Genomic DNA, 17,186 nt, shown 5'->3' on the forward strand with positions numbered 1-17,186 from the left:
CTCGCGGGCTTGTTTGCAGCCCGTCAGCTCTCCCGTGTGCCCAGCTGAACCGGTGTCTTGTCTCCGTCCGGAGGGCCGTCCACAGGCTGTCCGGCAAGCCGCAGCGTGCGTTCCAGCAATTCCTCGTAGATGGGGCGACCACCCATGTGGTGTGCCGTCAGTGATGCCGTCGTACAGGTGATCAATACCGGCATGATCAGCGAATAGGCGCCGGTCAGTTCCATGACCAGCACAACACCGACAAGTGGTGCGCGCACAGAGGCTGCGAAGAAGCCGCCCATGGCGGCAACGGCACAGGCGCTGCGGAAATCGTCTTCCACCGGCAGGAATTCGGCCGACGCGACACCGAAGGCGAGGCCGGCACAGGTCGCGATCGACAGCATCGGCGCAAAGATGCCGCCGGGAACACCGGACGCGTAGGAAAACAGCACCCCGCCGAAGCGCAGGAGCGTCAGCACCAGCAACGTGATCACGCCATAGTTCGACAGAATGAGGTTGTGGACCAGTTCTTCGCCGCCACCGGTCGCCGCGGGAAGGGCGTTGAGCAGCAGGCCTGTTACCGCACCGATGACAAGCGCCGGGACCCAGCGCAAGCCGGAGGGGATCTTCAGGAAGAGATCCATGACCGTGATCAGCGCCCGGTTGAAGAACACGCCAAGCGCGCCGAGGAAAACCCCCAGAACCGCCAGCAGCGCGAAGCTCCAGACCGGAACATAGCCGACATCCACCTGCAGGGGCGGGCCGATATGGGTCAGCTGTTCGGTGATGGCTGCACTCAGGATCGATGCGATGATGACGGCCATGTAGGTGCGATAGCCGAAGGGAAACTGTCGGCGGGTTTCCTCGACAATGAACAGGATCGCGGCCAGGGGGGCATTGAAAGCGGCGGCCAGTCCCGCGGCTGCGCCGGCCGCCAGCAGGCCCTTGTGATCATCGGGCGAAAGATCCTGCGACCGCGACAGGGCCTCGGCGGTCATCGCACCCATGTGGATGGTGGGGCCTTCCCGGCCGAGCACAAGCCCTGACCCAAGCGCCAGCAGACCACCGAAAAACTTGGCGAACAGGACGCGCGGCCAATGCAGCGGCCGCTTGTCTTCCATGGCCCCTTCGATTTCCTGGATCCCGCTGCCTGCCGCTTCCGGGGCAACCCGCCTGATGAGCAGAAAGGCTCCCGTGACGCAGGCTGCCGAAATGGCCATGGATACGACATAAGGCATGTATCCTGGGCCAAGAGCCAGCCGCAGTGCCGCATAACGGGAGAATAGGAAATCGAGTCCGGTGTGAAATCCGGTTGCCAGACCGCCAACCAGAATGCCGACCAGCGTTGCCTTGAGAAAATAGGCGGCATCCGATCGAACCGAAAAGGAGATGTGGGGGGCTTTCATGCCGCGGTCCTGAAAGAGACTTTAGGGAGACTGCTCTAGGCCGGCGATTCGACCTGTCGTGACGTCAGACTGCAAAGAAAAGCAGGTGCCGGCAACAAAAACGCGCGGCAGAGCCGCGCGTCTGTGTTCCGTTTGCCGGAAAGCGGAAAACTTCGTCAGATCACGTGCACCGTGGTGCCGACCTTGACCCGTTCGTAGAGATCCATGACGTCTTCGTTGCGCATGCGGATGCAGCCGGAGGAGACCGCGTGGCCGATGGTCCACGGCTGGTTGGAGCCGTGGATGCGGTAAAGGGTGGACCCGAGATACATGGCGCGTGCGCCGAGCGGGTTGTCCGGTCCGCCGGCCATGAAGGTCGGCAGGTCGGGACGACGCTTGCGCATTTCCGCCGGCGGGCGCCAGTCCGGCCACTCCGCCTTGCGGGTGACCTTGTGGGTGCCGGCCCATTCGAAACCGGGCTTGCCGACGCCGACACCATAGCGCCGCGCGGTACCATCGCTCTGAACCAGGTAGAGGAAGCGTTCGTTGGTATCGATCACGATCGTACCGGCCTTGTGCGGGCCGTCATAGTTCACGATGGTCGGCAGGAACTGCGGTGCAATCTGCCGCGACTGCGGGGCTCGTGCCTGGCGTTGCGGCTGCTGACGGACCGGCTGCTGGCGGGGAGACCACCAGTTGGCGCGGCGCACCTGCGGCTGTTGCTGCTGGACACGTGGCCGTTGCACACGTTGCTGCTTGAACTGGTAGCGCTGCGCCGTCGAACGCCGCTGGACCTGGGGCTGCAGTTGCAGCATCCAGGGTTCTGTCAGGTTCGGGCTGAGCACGAGCGGCGGTGGCGAGACCTGGCCCGCGGTTGCCGGAGTGCCGGAAAGGCCGGTGGAAAGAACCAGGACACCGGCAAACGCGATAGCCTTGGGAAACATATTTCGCAGCAGCAACATGGCAGTACTCATCAACTTGTCATCGACCACGTTCAGCGGCCTTTTACAGCCGCCGGTTAACGGATTAGCAAGGATGATAAGCAGCTCAGGCTGTTGCAAAGATGAATCCGGCGCACGGAAATCAGGTAATCTTTTCTTATGGTTAGTTGTTGGTTGAGGAACAGGCTTAATGAAATCCTAGGCGCTTCGGTCGTCGCCGGATTAACCTTTGAAGGTGGTTTGAAAAGACAAAGCTTTCCGCGATTCCTTGGTTAACGCACGCGCCTTCTGGCATCGCGCGCCACCAGCGGCAGGATCGGCCGGGTCTGCTGCATCGACATGCCCGGTTTGATACGCGGATCGTAAAGCATGTTCAAAATGATCTGGTCGAACACCGTAAAGCGGCTGTGGCGCGAGGAATCGTTAAACACCGAATGAGTGAGTTGCTCGTCGTCGTTCATCGGCCCCAGCCCCTGCAGAAGTTCCTCGACAAGACAACGCTTGAAAAGAAATTCGCCTTCGTCGGAAACGATGACTGCCGCCGAGCGCTTGATGCCCTTGCGGCCGGAAACGACACGAACAAGGCATCTGCCTGGAACCCGGGCATGTTCGTTCTTGTAGATGTCCTTCTTCACCACCGGTTCGTACTGAGCCCGGTCGACCACATAGATCTCGAAATTCGCCTTGGCCGGATCGTTCGTGACGCCGGTCGTCAATCCGCCGATGCGGTTGTCGATTTCCTTTATGAAGCGATGGACCGTCTGTGTCCTGTCGCGCGCGGACAGGTTATGGACGTAGAAAAGGACCGGGGTGGTGAACTTCTTGACCAGATAGGGACGCCAGCTCCAGCTGCGGTACTCGAGCCCGAATACGGTCTTCTCGAACCCTTCCAGCAGCTCTTCCGTTGAAAAGGAATCGTTTGCGGCCGAAGGGGAACTCAGCGTGACGGGGGCCGTAAGAAAGAGCAGGCAGGTCAAAAGGATGCGCAGGAAATTCATCTAGGTCAAAGCACCGTTTGCAGCCACATTGGCCTGAGGGTCATGCCTGATCATGCGCGCAGCAGTTCGTTGTCAATCTGCGCGAGGATAACCAAAGCGCCGCCGCGAGGAAAGCCAAGAAACCGTTACCAAACACCAAATTATGCCGTAAGGCGCGCCAAGCATTGAAAAAACAATTCTTTAAACTTCCCGCGCTATAAGGGTCGGTATTGCGATTTAAGAAAGCCTGCAGGGGCGGGGAACGGGAGTAGGCATGGCCGCGGTGAAAAGATCCTTTCGAGCGGAAAGCTTGATACGCATGAATTCCGGGGCGAACGAGAACCCCGCCTATGCCGAAGAACGTCGTCACCAGGAAGTCTTGGCAGAGATCGCCAGCCTCAAATCCATGCTGAAAAGCGGACCGGACCAACAGGCACCGCTTGATCCGGAAGCCATGAGCGCAAAGTTCATGGCCGAATTCCGCAAGGAACTGTCCGAGGCCGCCAAGCTGAAGGTTGAACTCGACGCCATCTACGAGGCAATTGCCCAGACAAAGCGCGAGATCGCGACGCTGCATCACACCACTGGTTCCAAGGGCGAGGAGATGACCCGGGTCACCAACGAGCTTGACGCCGTGGTGATCGGAACGGAAGGGGCGACCGAAACGATCCTGTCGTCTGCAGAGTTCATCGACGAGACCGCCAACACGCTGTCCGCGCGACTTGGCAAGGAAGACGCCGAACTTGCAAACGACATCCAGGACAAGGTCATCCAGATCTTCGAAGCCTGTAACTTCCAGGATCTGACCGGCCAGCGTATCACCAAGGTGGTATCGACGCTGCGGTTCGTCGAAGACCGCATCATGCAGATGATGGATATCTGGGGTGGCATCGAAACCTTCAAGGATATCGAAGTCGAACAGCGCGACCTGAAGGAGGGCGACGCTGCCCTTCTCAACGGTCCAGCGCTGGAAAGCGACATCGATGTGGCGACCCAGGACGATATCGACGCCCTGTTTGCTTGAGAAAAGTCTCTAGCCTTTAAAATTCGAAACCCGGCCGGCCTGGCCGGGTTTTTTGTTTTTGAAGCCGGGCTCACATTTCGGGTTGCTTCAAGGTATCGGGGAGGGTACCAAAGTGGGAACAAACAGTGAATATCAAGGTGGCGTATGGCAGAGCAGAAACCGGCGGAAACGGCAAAAGCGGAACGCGATCCGGTAACAGGTCTGCTGCTGGGGGAGGACGACAGGAACCGCTGCTGGTGGCATGGCGGTCTGGAGGACTACCAGCGCTATCACGATACGGAGTGGGGCTGGCCGGTTGACGAGGACAGGCGTCTTTTTGAGAAAATCTGCCTGGAAGGGTTCCAGTCGGGCCTGTCCTGGCTGACCATCCTGCGCAAGCGCGAGGCTTTCCGGGCAGCTTTCGCCAATTTCGAATTTGAACGGGTGGCAGAGTTTACCGAGGCGGATGTCGAACGCTGTCTTCAGGACAGCGGCATTGTTCGTCACCGCCGCAAGATCGAATCCACCATCAACAACGCCCGGCGGGCACTGGAGCTGAGGCAGGAGTTCGGCACGCTTGCCGCATACTTCTGGTCATTCGAGCCGAAACCGGAAAACCGGCCTGAGAAGCTGGACTTCGCCACGGCAAAGACCCTGGGCAAGACGGCCGAAAGCACCGAACTCTCCAAGGATCTCAAGAAACGCGGCTGGAGCTTTGTCGGCCCGACCACCGTCTATGCCTTCATGCAATCCATGGGCATGGTCAACGACCACCTGGAAGGCTGCTGCTGCCGGGAAAGCGTTGAAGCCGCACGCACGGCATTCAAGCGTCCTGTGAGGCGCTGAAGGTGACCGGGTCCTGACGAGTTACTCGGCTGGATTCCCTTCCCCCTTGTGGGGAAGGGTTAGGGAAGGGGGTATTCGGCGAAGCCGAAAAAACAACGTCCGCAAGCAATCTCCGCAATCATATCACGCGGCTCGGAAACGCTGCTGTGTGCTTACCCGTTCACCTTCGCCTTCAGCGGCGAAAACAGGCGGTTTTCCTTGGAGAACACATAGTCGAGCGTTTCGACGGTAACCGTTTCCGCGCCTTCTTCGATCAACAGCTGGGCACAGTCGGCAACCGCATCCCTGGGGCACAAGACGCTGACGTGGTGCAGGTCATCGACTTCGGAAAAACGCTGAAGAGCGCCAACCTTGCTGACAGATCGAAGGGCCTGTGTGCGGTCGGCAACCACGGCCTTGACCAGCTTGACGTTGCGCGCTGCTTCTTCCGCGGCAACGCGGTCGAGGATCGCCCGGGCTGCGCCAAGGGCGGTGGCGGACCAGTCGGCGTTGAGGGAGGCCACCAGATTGGCCTGGCTTTTCAGCATCACACCATCTGAAAGGATTTTCAGGTTGTTGGCCTGCAGCGTCGAGCCGGTCGTGGTGATGTCGACGATAAGTTCCGCGGATCCGGCTGCCGGTGCGCCTTCTGTTGCCCCCGCGCTTTCCACGATGCGGTAGTCGGCAATGCCGTGACCGGCGAAGAACGAGCGCGTGAGATTGACGTATTTGGTGGCAACGCGCAGACGGCGGCCATGGCGATTGCGGAAATCGGAAGCGACATCGGAAAGATCCGCCATCGTTTCAACGTCGATCCAGGCTTTCGGCACGGCAACCACCACATCCGCCGGACCAAAGCCAAGCGGCGTGACGATGTGAACGGTGCTTTCCGGGTTGGCGATGTTTTCATGCACCAGATCCAGACCCGTGATCCCGAAATGGACCGTGCCGTCGGAAAGTTCCCGCGCGATTTCGGAAGCCGACAGGAACGCGATCTCGACGTTCGGCAGACCCTTGATGGCCCCGCGATAGTTCCGCGCGCCGCCGGGCTGCACCACCTTCAGTCCTGCGCGGCCGAAGAATTCGTGCGTGTTTTCCTGCAGACGGCCCTTGGAGGGAATGGCGATAATCAGTTTGCTCATGACCTAACACTCGCTGCAATCCGGTCGAGCCACATGGAAAAGCCGATGGCCGGTACGTCGTCTTCGGCTCCAAGAAGGGTCACCAGCTTGTCGTAGCGCCCGCCGCCGACCAGCGGTCCTTCCACGGGTGGATTGACTGCATGGATCTCGAAGACAAAGCCGGAATAATAATCAAGACGCCGGCCGAACTCGGCTGCGAATGTCAGCCGGGCGGGATCGATGCCCTTGGCTGCAAGGGCCGCAAGGCGCTGTTCGAAGGCAGCGATGGGCGTATCCAGGCCAAGGCCGAAATCGCGGGAAAAATCGCGCAGCATTCCGGCGGCGCTGGCGCCATCCGCCTTCAGGGCCAGATAGGCGGAAAGTGTTTCCGCCGCCTTGTCATGGCCGCGGGCACCGCTGGCAAGGGCGGCCTGTTCCAGGAACCTGTCTGCGATTTCGCTGGGCGTGCGTCCGCCCACGGCGGAAATTCCGGCAATCGACAGAAGATCCTCGACGACCGCATGGGCAGCCTCCGGATCAGCCCCTTCCAGCGCAGACAGGAAACCGAGGCGGACGTCGCGGCTGTCATCGTCGGAGGAGGAGGCTCCGGCCATGCGGGTGATCGCGGCGGTCAGACGGTCGGTCTCGCCAAAGAGATCACGCAGCCGGCGGCGCCAGACGGTCGGCAGGTCAAGCCCTTCCAGCACGGCGGCAAACAGGGTCTCGTCGCCAATTCGGATGACGATGTCCGACAGGCCGAATTCCTCCAGGGCCTTTACGGAAAGCGCAAGCAGGTCCGCATCCGCTTCGGCCGTGTCCGTACGGCCGAGGCTTTCCGCGCCGAGCTGCGGGATTTCGCCCAGGCCGTCCGGGCGCTGGCGGAACACCGGGCCGTTGTAGCAATAGGCGACCGGAAGCTTGACGGCGTCCTGTGCCAGGTGATGACGGCAGACCGGAATGGTGAAGTCGGGGCGCAGGCACAGATCAAGCCCGTCGGTACCGCTGGTCAGATAGAGCCGGCGCCGGATGTCCTCGCCGGTGAGATCCAGAAAGACGTCCGCCGGTTGCAGGATCGGCGGGCTGACCTCGTCATGGCCCGCGGCCTTAAAGAGGCCAAGAACCGTCTCGATCTTCTCCGGAGCCAGTCCGGTCACCTGTGCCGCCCCACTCATGATCAGCCCTCGTTCTGGCGCTGGCGGTCTTCCGCCTGCCCGTCCAGGATGCCGCGCACGGTCGCAAGGAGTTCCGTCTCCTTGACGGTGACCTGCGCCGGACGGCTTTCACGCCAGGTAATGTTGTCGGTTATCTCTTCGGAAAGCCGCTTGCCCTCGATCAGGTCCTTGACCTGTATTTCGCCGGCTTCCCGCTCGTCAGAACCCTGGATGATGGCGATCGGGCAGTTGCGCCGGTCGGCATATTTCAGCTGGTTGCCGAACTTCTTCCAGTTGCCCTGGTACATCTCTGCGCGAATACCGGCCTCGCGCAGGTCCTGTACCATCTTCTGGTAGCGTCCGAGCGCGGCAACGTCGCCGTCCATCACGGTGACCAGCACCGGCGCGACAACGTCGGACGTGCCGAGCTTGCCGAGGTTCTTCAGTGCTGTCATCAGGCGGGAAACGCCGATGGAAAAGCCCGTCGCGGGCACGTCACGTCCGGTGAAGCGCTTGACCAGCCCGTCATAACGGCCACCACCGCCGACAGACCCGAACTGGACGACTTCGCCCTTCTCGTTGGTCACGTCGAACAGGAGTTCGGCTTCGAAAACGGTGCCGGTGTAATATTCCAGGCCGCGCACGACGGACGGGTCGATCTTGATCCGGTCTTCGCCATAACCACAGGCCGAGAAGATTTCCGCCATGGTGTTGAGCTCGGTGATGCCATCGTTCTCAAGCGTGCCCGTGCCGGAGACGAAGGCAACGATGCTGTCGATGGCAGCCGGGTCGAGTTCCGCACCCTTGGTGAAGTCGCCGCTCTCGTCCTTGCGTCCGTCGCCCAGCAGCAGGCGAACGCCTTCAATCCCGAACTTGTCGAGCTTGTCGATCGCTCGCAGAACCGTCAACCGGCGTTCTTCGTGCTCTTCACCGCCAAGGCCGATGCTTTCCATCACGCCGTCCAGGACCTTTCTGTTGTTGACGCGGATCACATACTGCCCGCGCGCGATGCCGAGCGCTTCCATCGTGTCGGACATCATCATGCACATTTCGGCATCCGCCTGGACACCGGGCGCACCGACGGTATCGGCGTCAAATTGCATGAACTGGCGGAAGCGGCCCGGTCCGGGCTTTTCGTTGCGGAACACCCAGCCGGCACGGTAGGTGCGATAGGGCAGCTGGATCTCGTTGATGTTTTCCGAAACATGGCGGGCCAGCGGTGCGGTCAGGTCGTAGCGCAGGCTCATCCACTGCTCGTCTTCGTCCTGCACGGAAAAGACGCCGGCATTGGGCCGGTCGGTGTCCGGCAGGAACTTGCCGAGGCAATCGGTATATTCAAAGGCAGGGGTTTCGACGGGATCGAAACCGTAACGCTCATAGACAGCGCGGATCTTCGCCAGCATCTCGTCGGTGGCGCGGATGTCCTCGGCAGAGCGGTCAACGAAGCCGCGCGGCAGGCGGGCTTTCAGCTTGTTCGGTTTTTTGGCCATAAAGGTCTTGAATCCTGGCGAGTTCCCGGCCGGACGCGCCCAAGGAAACCTCTCGCATCCGGCTGTCTGATATTGCGGCTGTCGTAGACGAAACAAGGCGCAAGGGCAAGGCGGTGCAACATCCTGCCAGTTCGTTCGATCGAAGCTGGTGGTTCTGGCCGCGAACCAATGAATGTCGTGCGGGACCAGCGACAGGGAAGCAATTCTGCAGTCCGTGCCTTGTTTGCATCACAGTTCGCGGTAAAAGGGCGCTTCAGGAACAGTGGAAGTGCAGCTGCGAAAGACAGGTGATGCACAATGGGCCGGTAAATCGGCCGGGCAGTGCGGGCATCCATTGTCTTTTCTTGTATTTAATCTCTGCCGGGCTATGGTCCGCGCGGATCGGGTGAAAAGGGCCGTCCCGGTGCTGCAAGGAAGGCACGGGACCGGCGGACAGGGCTCAGTATGGACAGTGCGGTGCGCATGGCGGACGGGAATGCCGGCGAAGTTGGGGCCGAGGCTCTGAAAGGGCCGAAGGCCGCTGAACTCAGTGTCATCCTGCCGAGTTTCAACGAAGCTGCGAACATTCCAATCCTGATCGGCCTCCTGGACGAGGCGCTCGCCGGGATCGCCTGGGAAGCGATCGTCGTTGACGACAATTCGCCCGATGGAACCACCGAGGTTGCTCGCGAGATTGCCCGGACCGATGCCCGCGTCCGGGTCATCCGCCGTATTGGCCGCCGGGGCCTGTCGGGGGCCTGTATAGAGGGCATCCTGGCGTCCTCCGCCCCCTTTGTCGCCGTCATGGATGCGGACCTGCAGCACGACGAGACCATGTTGCCGAAGATGCTGGCCGCCCTGAAGGCAGACGAGACGGACCTGGTCGTCGCAAGCCGCAAGGTCGATGGCGGCACCATTGGCGAAGGCCTGTCGTCCTTTCGCGCCTGGGGCTCCAACCTCGCCAACGGCCTCGCTCAGAAGCTGCTGAACGTCACCCTCAAGGATCCGATGAGCGGGTTCTTCATGATCCGCCGGGACAAGGCTGAAGCTCTCGCACCGAAACTCTCGCCCCAGGGCTTCAAGATCCTGCTCGACCTGGTCTCAAGTGCGGGGGGTACCTTGAAGATCAAGGAACTGCCGTTCACCTTCCGCGAGCGCCAGCACGGCGAAAGCAAGCTGGATACGCTGGTCACGCTCGACTATTTCGGTCTGCTGCTCGCGAAATATTTCGGCAACATCGTTTCGGTCCGTTTCCTGATGTTCGGCCTTGTGGGGGCAAGCGGCCTCTTCGTCCATCTGGCGGCGCTGCGCGTGTTCCTGCTGAGCGACATGGAATTCAACCTCGCCCAGACGGCGGCGTCCTTCGTCGCAATGACTTCAAACTTCTTTCTCAACAACCAGCTGACCTATCGCGACCGCCGCTTGAACGGCATGAGGGCGCTGGTCGGCCTCCTGACCTTCTACGCGGTCTGTTCGGTCGGCGTGCTGGCCAACGTCGGTGTCGCCAACCTGATCTATGCCGATCCATCCTACTGGTGGTTCGCCGGTACGGCGGGGGCGATCATGGGGGCTGTCTGGAACTACGCGGCCAGCTCCGCCCTGACCTGGCGCAAGTCGTAAAGGCCCGTTGTGACCGCTGAAGCTCAGACCGGATCCTTGCCTTTCTACCTGCGGCCCGCAGGCCTGATCCTGATTGTCGGCCTGTTGACGGCGTTGAAAATCTTTGCCGCCAGCCACTCGCATTTTGTCGAGGACGAAGCCTATTACCGCCTCTGGGGGCTTTCGCCGGCGCTCAGCTATTACGACCATCCGCCGATGATCGGCTGGTGGATCGGCATCGGTCAGGCACTGTTCGGTGACACGGTCTTCGCGGTTCGCGCCCTTGTCATCGCCTCAGGCGTGATCGGTTCCCTGGCCCTGTGGCGCACAGCCTCCCTTTTGTTTGGACGCACTACCGCGGCCTGGTCCGTCCTGTTCCTCAACGCCAGCCTGCTGGTGGGTATAGGCGGCATTCTGGCAACGCCCGACGCTCCGTCAGTGCTGTTCTGGGGCCTCAGCCTGTGGGCGCTGACAGAACTGTCAACGTCCAGAAACGCCAACTGGTGGTTCGTGGTGGGGCTGATGGCCGGTTGCGGCCTGGTTGCCAAATATTCGGTCCTGTTTCTGGGCGCGGGCATCGTCCTGTGGCTGATCTGGGTGCCGGATGCCCGCCGCTGGTGGCGATGCTGGCAACTCTGGGCCGGTGGACTGATCGCGCTGCTCTGCTTTTCGCCGGTGCTTTACTGGAACCACGTCCACGAATGGGTCAGCTTCTACAAGCAGTTCGGCCGGGCAGGCACCGGCGGTTACACGGCAAGATACATTCCAGAGTTCCTCGGCGCACTGGTCGGGCTGATGAACCCGCTGATCGCTGTTTTGGCGTTTGCTGGTGCCGCCAGGCTTTTCAAAGGGCTTCGGGCGCGGGAAAACGTGGCGTCTCTCCTTCTCCTGACCGTTTTGCCGTTCCTGCTCTATCTCGGGTATCACTCCTTGCATTCGCGCGTGCAGGCCAATTGGCCGGCACCGCTTTTTCCCGCTTTTGCCATGATGGCTGCGGTCTTTGTCACCAGCCGGCCTGCCAGCCCAGCCCTGTGGCAGCGTCTGGCGCAAGCCGGTGTCGTCCTTGGCTTTGCAGTTGCCGTCGTGGTGCAACTGCACGCAGTCTGGCCGCTGACGGGTGCCTTTGCCCGCAAGGACCCGACCTTCCAGTTACGCGGTTGGCCGGAGATCGGACAGGAAGTGAAGGAACTGGCAGAAAGGGAGGGGGCCGGCTTCGTGGCAACGACCAGCTACGGCCTCAACGGCCAGCTCGATTTCCTGATGAAAGACGACTTGCCGGTGTTCCAGCTGACCGAGCGTATCCGCTATGTCATGCAGCCTGCGCCTGACATGTCGCTGTTCGACGGGCCGGGGCTCTATGTTGCTGAAAAGCGCCGGAACCGGGAAGGCGACCTGCGGCAGTCCTTTGCCAACGTCGAGGAAGTTGCCGAGCTGACGCGCAAGGTTAAAGATGTGCCGCTGGAAAAGCTTGTCGTCTACAAGGTTGAGGGGCGTATCGGCCCGGTGTTCGAGCCGGTTGACCCAAATTGAACCGGCAGGAGATGTCGGCTCCACCCAACATCCGACTTGATTTGCTTGGCTGAATGACGCAGGGATGTGGCTTAATATTCACATTGTCCGGTCCGCCTGCGGAATTTCATGAAGCGAATTACACTTGGAGCGTTGGACTACGGCCTTGCCTTCGGGGTCGATCGCGCATTGCGTGAACTTGTGGAACGGGGGCGCCTGAGCGCTCTCGGGGCCATGGTTGCCACCGAGCTGTGGCCACGCGAATTCCGTCCGTTGCAGGAAACCGCGGAGAAGGTCGGCAAACGGGCACTCTTCGGGGTGACCTTGGCCTTCAGCGGCGACCGTGTTTCGCCGGTCAGCGCCCGCATGCAGGAAATCTATGGCGACCGGATGTTCACGCGCGAACAACTGCAGCGCCGTGCCTTGCTGCGGCTTTTGCCGGACCAGCTTCTGCAGGAGGAAGCCCAGGCTCAGCTTGCCCGCTACAGCGTGTTGATGAAACGTCAGCCGGATTTCGTGGCGGTGCGTGAAGGTCTGTTGGAGCGCACGTCCCTTGCGCGGATCGTTCTGAAGGCGATCGAGCATGGCGATTATCCCGATCCGCCACTGTTGATTTCGCCGGTGCAATCAGGTCTCAAGGCTGTCCGCCTGGCACGGCTTGCCAAGGCGCACGGCCTGAAGCTGCTTCCCAAGGCGGATCCCTTGCCGGAGACCGAGGATCAGGAAGCGCTGCACGCTCTTTTGCATAACCATTTTGACGGCATGAGCGATCTCAGTTTCGTGGCTGCTATTCCCGGCCGTTCGGACGATCGCCTGCGGCGGGACGAACCACGCCGGAAGATTGCGATACGCGAATGCCAGTTTGAGGTTCTTTCCAGCCAGAGGTTCTTCCAGACGCTGGAGAAGAAGGACGTTTTTCTGAACTGACGCCGAACTTTCGCTTAAGGTGCTGGCAGTCAGGCTTTTGTGAGGTTTGTTTCGGACTTGCGAATTCGGATCGGCTGGTGAGTCTAACGAAGTGGAGAAACGAAAAAACGGCCCTGCGGGGTACAGGGCCGTTTTTCGTGGAGGTCCGGAAGAGGGGAGGGGCGGCCCCGCTTCCATGTCCTTAGATATAGGGTTATTTTGCTGGAATGCACGTGATGGGCATCACAAGATGGCGTTTGATCTTGTAATTTCGCGGGCAGCAGCGCTTTTGGCAGGGGTAAGGTGTGGCTGAAATCAAGGATTTTTTAAAAAATAGCTTTTCGCTTGAAGGGCTTGACCCGGAACTGGCTGTCGGCCTGTCGCGCCTTGCAAGGCCGATGAAAATATCGGCTGGCACCATTCTCTTCGAAAATGGCGATCCCGGAAACGGCTGTTACGCGGTTCTGGAGGGCTCGCTCAAGGTATCGCTTCTGTCCGTTGAAGGCGACGAGCAACTGCTTGCAGTGCTCGGCCCTGGCGATCTTGTCGGCGAACTGGCGCTGCTTGATGGCCGTCCGCGGTCGGCAACGGTCATCTCCCTGAAGGAAGCCCAGCTAGCCTTCATCGACAAGGCCGCCTTCCAGCGGTTTGCCGACGAGAACCCGGCCGTCTACCGGCATATGTTGTCGATCGTCGGCAAGCGGCTGCGCCATGCCAATGATGTGCTGGCGGCACGCTCGTTCCTGCCCTTGCCGGGAAGGGTCGCCCAGACCCTGCTGCAGTTGGCGGAAACCTTCGGCAAGCCGCTCGACGATGGCCGGTTGCTGATCCACTACAAACTCAGCCAGGCAGACATCGCCAACATGGCGGGTGCCGCGCGCGAAAACGTCAGCCGTGTCCTCAACGACTGGAAGAGGGCAGGCACCATCAGCCGGATTTCCGGCTACTACTGCCTGGAGCAGATGGACTTCCTGGAAAAGGCTTCGACGCTCTAGGAAAACCAGGATCGAAACGGATGGTCCCGGTCTGCCTTGTTGCAGCCGGGGTGCCTCAGGCGCTGGTTTCGACCGGCAGTGCCATCTGTGTTCCGGCCAGAATGGATGCCAGCGTTTCGGTATTGAGGCTTTCCAGGAAGGCTTCCGAGGCTCGCGCCATTGCACCTTTCAGGGCGCACCGGGGCAGGAAGGCGCAGACTGTGGGCTCGGGCTTCAGGCAGGCGACGACGCCAAGGTCCGGCTCGATCAGCCGCACGACATCCCCCAGGCGGATCATGTCCGGTGTTTTCGCCAGCCGTATCCCGCCGCCACGCCCGCGCGTCGTCTCCAGATAGCCACCCTTGGCGAGATGAGCGACGATTTTCATGACATGTGATTTGGCAAGGCCAAGCTGCCGCGAAAGCTTGTCGACCGTCTGCGGGTCGTCGGATTGGCCGGTCGCCATCAGAATTCTCAAGGCAAAATCGCTGGCCTGACTGAGGCGCATGGCTGGGTCTCTTTAAACATTCATCTTATATGTTGATTTTAGCGGGTTACTGTGCCATTTAAAAGATGCATCTTAAATGAATGTTATGGAGGCGGCTATGGAAGCCCCTAACTCCAGTACCAACAGATACAAGCTGAAGAGACGCGAAACGCCGGACCAGGGCGACCGGCTCCGCCGTTACGAGAAGGTCGATGAACAGGCGATCCATGTGATGGTGCATACCTTCTATGGCTGCATCCGCCAGCATCCACGTCTCGGAGGCATCTTCGAGCGCCGTCTGGCTGGCCGGTGGGAAGAGCACCTGCCGAAGATGGAAGCCTTCTGGCAATCCGTCCTGATGAAGAACGGCGCCTACAAGGGCAAGCCCGTGCCGGCTCACCTGAAGCAGAAGGAGCTGGTAAGCACGGATTATGGCGAATGGCTCGGTGTCTTCCGGCCCGTGATCCGTGAATTGTTCGTGCCGGACCTTGCAGACGAGATTGTGGCCATTGCCGAACGCATCGCACAGAGCCTGTGGCTGGCCACCTTCGGAACCCCCGGAGCCAATCCGCCTGCCGAACTGACATCGCAACCCTCTGAATGGAGCGGATCATGCTGGTAACGATTGTCCTGATAGCGGAAGTGCTGGTGTTCGTCTGGTTCACCGTCTTTTCGCTGATGCTTCTGTCCATGTATCTGGATTCGCGCGGCATGCCGCTGCCGAAACTGGATGTCGCCGGCCGCACACTCATCGGCAGCGCGAAACTGGCCTTCATCACCGGCATCGTCGCCCTTTCGGCGATGACAGTCCTTGAAATCCGGGCCTTCAGCTAGAAAGCAACCGAAATGAATACCACCAACCTTCTGCATCGCGGCCTGCCGATCCTGCTGATCTGGGTCGCTGCCCCCATGCCGTTGTGGATCATGGCAATCCTGATGTTTGTCCTTTGACGGTGGACTTGATCCGCAGTTCCTTCTGAGGCCCTCTGATCAACCACTTCTATTCTTGCAGGTGATGACCTAGTCTTCTTGCGAGAATCAGCGGAGGGGCTCAGGCGTGTACGACGAAAAGCCGACAGGCGATCTGACATTGCGCACCATGGCAATGCCTGCCGATACCAATGCCTCGGGAGATATTTTCGGGGGCTGGGTGTTGTCGCAGATGGACCTGGCAGGCGGTATCGCAGCCGGTCAACGGGCCGAAGGACGTGTCGTGACCATCGCGGTCGACAAGATGAAATTCATCCGGCCTGTGCATGTGGGCGACGTGCTGTGCGTTTATGCCGAAGTCCTTCGTGTCGGCAACTCGTCGATGGAAATCAAGCTTGAATCCTGGGCCCTGCGCCATCGCTACGGCCACCGTGAAAAGGTGACTGAAGCGGTCTTCACCATGGTGGCCGTCGATGACGGCGGCAAGCCGCGCCCGGTCCCCAAGAGGGACTGAGCGCCGCGATCTCATCCGGCTTGGTTCCCCAAAAAACTCATTCTGAGACAGCGCTGAACCGCTTCCTCAGGATGAGGCGAGTTGTTGCAACACGCCTGTATCAAAGAAATTGGCAGAGTGCAGACGTTGTGCACCACACGGGGGACCCCCGTCAGTGCCTGACGGGTCCGTGCCGGTTGAGAATATCGGCAAAGAGGTCTTCATCGACAGCGCAGGTGCAGCCGTTCGCCCACAGTTGAAGCAGTGTTTTCAAACGCTCGGTGCGGGCGGTCTGGCTCAGCGGCGCCTTGTGCCGTGGTAGGCCACCCAGGATGCGCAGGGATTTGATCCGCGCCAGAACGCAGTCTTCAGCGGCCTGGCACCAGATATCCGTTCCGGCAAGCTTGGAGCTCGCCGCCACATGGTTCTCGATCAGATCTGCCGCACGTCCGGCAAAAGGGTCCTGAGACAAAAAATCCTCCATCGGTTGCCCGAGGAGGACTGGCGCATGCAAATTAACCGCTTAGTTGCCGGAAAGCCTCGGTTGAGGGTCTGACCAGCCGCATCCCTGTTGCGGAAACCACCTTGCCCGGAATGGCAGGTTGGCGAGGGCGCCAGCCCTTCTCTTGATGATGGCGCGCTTATGCCATGTCCAATCCGGCTTGGCAAGTCCGCCAGTGCATGGCACATCTTCCTGAAAGGACTAGCTCGGGAGCACCACAATTGGACCGATCCATGTTGCATCACAGTCGGCCGTTGGTGCCGATCCTGCTCGCCTTTTGTGCTTGCTTCATCGATGTGGTCTGCATTCTCGGCCTGTTTCACACCTTCACGGCCTTCATTACCGGAACGCTTGTCGTCTTGTGCACGGAGGTGTTTCACCAGGGGCAAAACGCGGCCCTGAAGGTTTTCGTGCTCGCGGTATTCTTCGGTTCGACTCTCTTCTGGTTCGTTTCGGTCACTGCGCTGGTGCGCAAAAACAGGATTGCCGTCCGGCATCTGTTCGCGCTCGAAGCTTTGCTGGTGGCGGGCTTCATGTTCGTCGCCGGTCTTGGAGATCCGTCAGCCGGAGGACCGTTGTCTGCCGTCACTCTGACGGCTGTCGGGTTTTCGACCGTGGCCATGTCGTTGCAGAACGTCATCATGCTGACCCTGCTCAACAGGCATGTTCCCACGACCATCATGACCGGCAATACGCTGAAGCTTGTGCTCGGCATCGCCGACTATTTCACGCATCCCGAAACGCGGCCCGACAGCCGCTCCCGGATCCGTCACCAGGCCTTCGTCCTGATGGCCTTCGCGGCCGGAGGCCTCCTGGCGAGTTTCCTGATGACCGTTATGGGGTTCTGGGCGCTTGCGATACCTGTTGCGCTTTTGATGCTGCTGGCGATAGTCCAGCCGGTGCATGAGCCTCAAGTCGCCTGAAACCGGTGCCAG

Annotated in this window: 18 protein-coding genes and 1 riboswitch; of the genes, 10 read left to right on the forward strand and 8 right to left on the reverse strand. The window is 60.4% G+C overall.

Features of this window, described 5'->3' with window-relative positions:
• Positions 1-23: 23 nt before the first annotated feature.
• From clcA to ACVDG9_RS03945, 3 genes are all read right to left on the reverse strand, one after another.
• Entirely contained in the window at positions 24-1,385 is a 1,362-nt protein-coding gene (clcA, locus tag ACVDG9_RS03935; RefSeq protein ID WP_023002097.1) for a H(+)/Cl(-) exchange transporter ClcA, read from the reverse strand.
• Positions 1,386-1,540: 155 nt separating this feature from the next.
• Positions 1,541-2,338 (reverse strand): L,D-transpeptidase, encoded by a 798-nt coding sequence (locus tag ACVDG9_RS03940; RefSeq protein WP_286185318.1) that lies wholly within the window; start codon positions 2,336-2,338, stop codon positions 1,541-1,543.
• Positions 2,339-2,577: 239 nt separating this feature from the next.
• Entirely contained in the window at positions 2,578-3,303 is a 726-nt protein-coding gene (locus ACVDG9_RS03945; RefSeq protein ID WP_023002095.1) for a DUF2927 domain-containing protein, read from the reverse strand.
• Between the two features lie 253 nt (positions 3,304-3,556).
• Between ACVDG9_RS03945 and ACVDG9_RS03950 the strand changes: the two genes are divergently transcribed.
• Both ACVDG9_RS03950 and ACVDG9_RS03955 read left to right on the forward strand, forming a co-directional pair.
• Positions 3,557-4,306, forward strand: coding sequence for a protein phosphatase CheZ (locus tag ACVDG9_RS03950; RefSeq protein ID WP_075284389.1), 750 nt, complete (start codon positions 3,557-3,559; stop codon positions 4,304-4,306).
• 144 nt (positions 4,307-4,450) lie between these two features.
• The gene (locus ACVDG9_RS03955) at positions 4,451-5,131 is read left to right on the forward strand and encodes a DNA-3-methyladenine glycosylase I (protein WP_228869769.1); all 681 of its coding nucleotides are present in this window, start codon (positions 4,451-4,453) and stop codon (positions 5,129-5,131) included.
• Between the two features lie 152 nt (positions 5,132-5,283).
• Here ACVDG9_RS03955 and hisG read toward each other — a convergent pair whose 3' ends face one another.
• The 3 genes from hisG to hisS are packed head-to-tail and all read right to left on the reverse strand — an operon-like array spanning position 5,284 to position 8,872.
• Positions 5,284-6,252: an ATP phosphoribosyltransferase gene (gene hisG, locus ACVDG9_RS03960; RefSeq protein ID WP_055657728.1), complete on the reverse strand. Its 969-nt coding sequence runs from the start codon at positions 6,250-6,252 to the stop codon at positions 5,284-5,286.
• Complete coding sequence (locus ACVDG9_RS03965) at positions 6,249-7,403, reverse strand: ATP phosphoribosyltransferase regulatory subunit (RefSeq protein ID WP_447237334.1); 1,155 nt, start codon at positions 7,401-7,403, stop codon at positions 6,249-6,251. The genes hisG and ACVDG9_RS03965 overlap by 4 nt, the downstream gene beginning before the upstream one ends.
• A gap of 2 nt (positions 7,404-7,405) precedes the next feature.
• Complete coding sequence (hisS, locus tag ACVDG9_RS03970; RefSeq protein WP_367020086.1) at positions 7,406-8,872, reverse strand: histidine--tRNA ligase; 1,467 nt, start codon at positions 8,870-8,872, stop codon at positions 7,406-7,408.
• Positions 8,873-9,316: 444 nt separating this feature from the next.
• Between hisS and ACVDG9_RS03975 the strand changes: the two genes are divergently transcribed.
• The 4 genes from ACVDG9_RS03975 (at position 9,317) to ACVDG9_RS03990 (ending at position 13,860) form a co-directional block, all read left to right on the forward strand.
• Positions 9,317-10,471 (forward strand): glycosyltransferase family 2 protein, encoded by a 1,155-nt coding sequence (locus ACVDG9_RS03975; protein WP_023002089.1) that lies wholly within the window; start codon positions 9,317-9,319, stop codon positions 10,469-10,471.
• Positions 10,472-10,480: 9 nt separating this feature from the next.
• Entirely contained in the window at positions 10,481-11,980 is a 1,500-nt protein-coding gene (locus tag ACVDG9_RS03980; protein WP_447237335.1) for an ArnT family glycosyltransferase, read from the forward strand.
• 108 nt (positions 11,981-12,088) lie between these two features.
• The gene (locus tag ACVDG9_RS03985; protein ID WP_447237336.1) at positions 12,089-12,886 is read left to right on the forward strand and encodes a ChbG/HpnK family deacetylase; all 798 of its coding nucleotides are present in this window, start codon (positions 12,089-12,091) and stop codon (positions 12,884-12,886) included.
• A gap of 284 nt (positions 12,887-13,170) precedes the next feature.
• Complete coding sequence (locus tag ACVDG9_RS03990; protein ID WP_023002086.1) at positions 13,171-13,860, forward strand: Crp/Fnr family transcriptional regulator; 690 nt, start codon at positions 13,171-13,173, stop codon at positions 13,858-13,860.
• A 55-nt stretch (positions 13,861-13,915) separates the two neighbouring features.
• Here the strand turns inward: ACVDG9_RS03990 and ACVDG9_RS03995 are convergent, their stop codons facing one another.
• Positions 13,916-14,347 (reverse strand): RrF2 family transcriptional regulator, encoded by a 432-nt coding sequence (locus tag ACVDG9_RS03995; protein ID WP_075284384.1) that lies wholly within the window; start codon positions 14,345-14,347, stop codon positions 13,916-13,918.
• Between the two features lie 97 nt (positions 14,348-14,444).
• Here ACVDG9_RS03995 and ACVDG9_RS04000 point away from each other — a divergent pair, with 97 nt between their 5' ends.
• From ACVDG9_RS04000 to ACVDG9_RS04010, 3 genes are all read left to right on the forward strand, one after another.
• Entirely contained in the window at positions 14,445-14,948 is a 504-nt protein-coding gene (locus ACVDG9_RS04000) for a group III truncated hemoglobin (protein WP_208984417.1), read from the forward strand.
• Positions 14,939-15,160: a hypothetical protein gene (locus ACVDG9_RS04005; protein WP_447237337.1), complete on the forward strand. Its 222-nt coding sequence runs from the start codon at positions 14,939-14,941 to the stop codon at positions 15,158-15,160. Before ACVDG9_RS04000 ends, ACVDG9_RS04005 begins: the two co-directional genes overlap by 10 nt.
• Before the next feature lie 265 nt (positions 15,161-15,425).
• Positions 15,426-15,770 (forward strand): acyl-CoA thioesterase, encoded by a 345-nt coding sequence (locus tag ACVDG9_RS04010; protein WP_051990218.1) that lies wholly within the window; start codon positions 15,426-15,428, stop codon positions 15,768-15,770.
• A gap of 151 nt (positions 15,771-15,921) precedes the next feature.
• Here the strand turns inward: ACVDG9_RS04010 and ACVDG9_RS04015 are convergent, their stop codons facing one another.
• The gene (locus ACVDG9_RS04015; protein WP_139314296.1) at positions 15,922-16,221 is read right to left on the reverse strand and encodes a hypothetical protein; all 300 of its coding nucleotides are present in this window, start codon (positions 16,219-16,221) and stop codon (positions 15,922-15,924) included.
• Between the two features lie 41 nt (positions 16,222-16,262).
• Positions 16,263-16,387, reverse strand: a riboswitch (SAM-I-IV-variant riboswitch).
• 97 nt (positions 16,388-16,484) lie between these two features.
• Between ACVDG9_RS04015 and ACVDG9_RS04020 the strand changes: the two genes are divergently transcribed.
• On the forward strand, positions 16,485-17,174 hold the full coding sequence (locus tag ACVDG9_RS04020) for a YoaK family protein (protein ID WP_158514212.1): 690 nt from the start codon (positions 16,485-16,487) through the stop codon (positions 17,172-17,174).
• Positions 17,175-17,186: the final 12 nt, after the last annotated feature.

The organism is Roseibium sp. RP-7 (assembly GCF_053005225.1).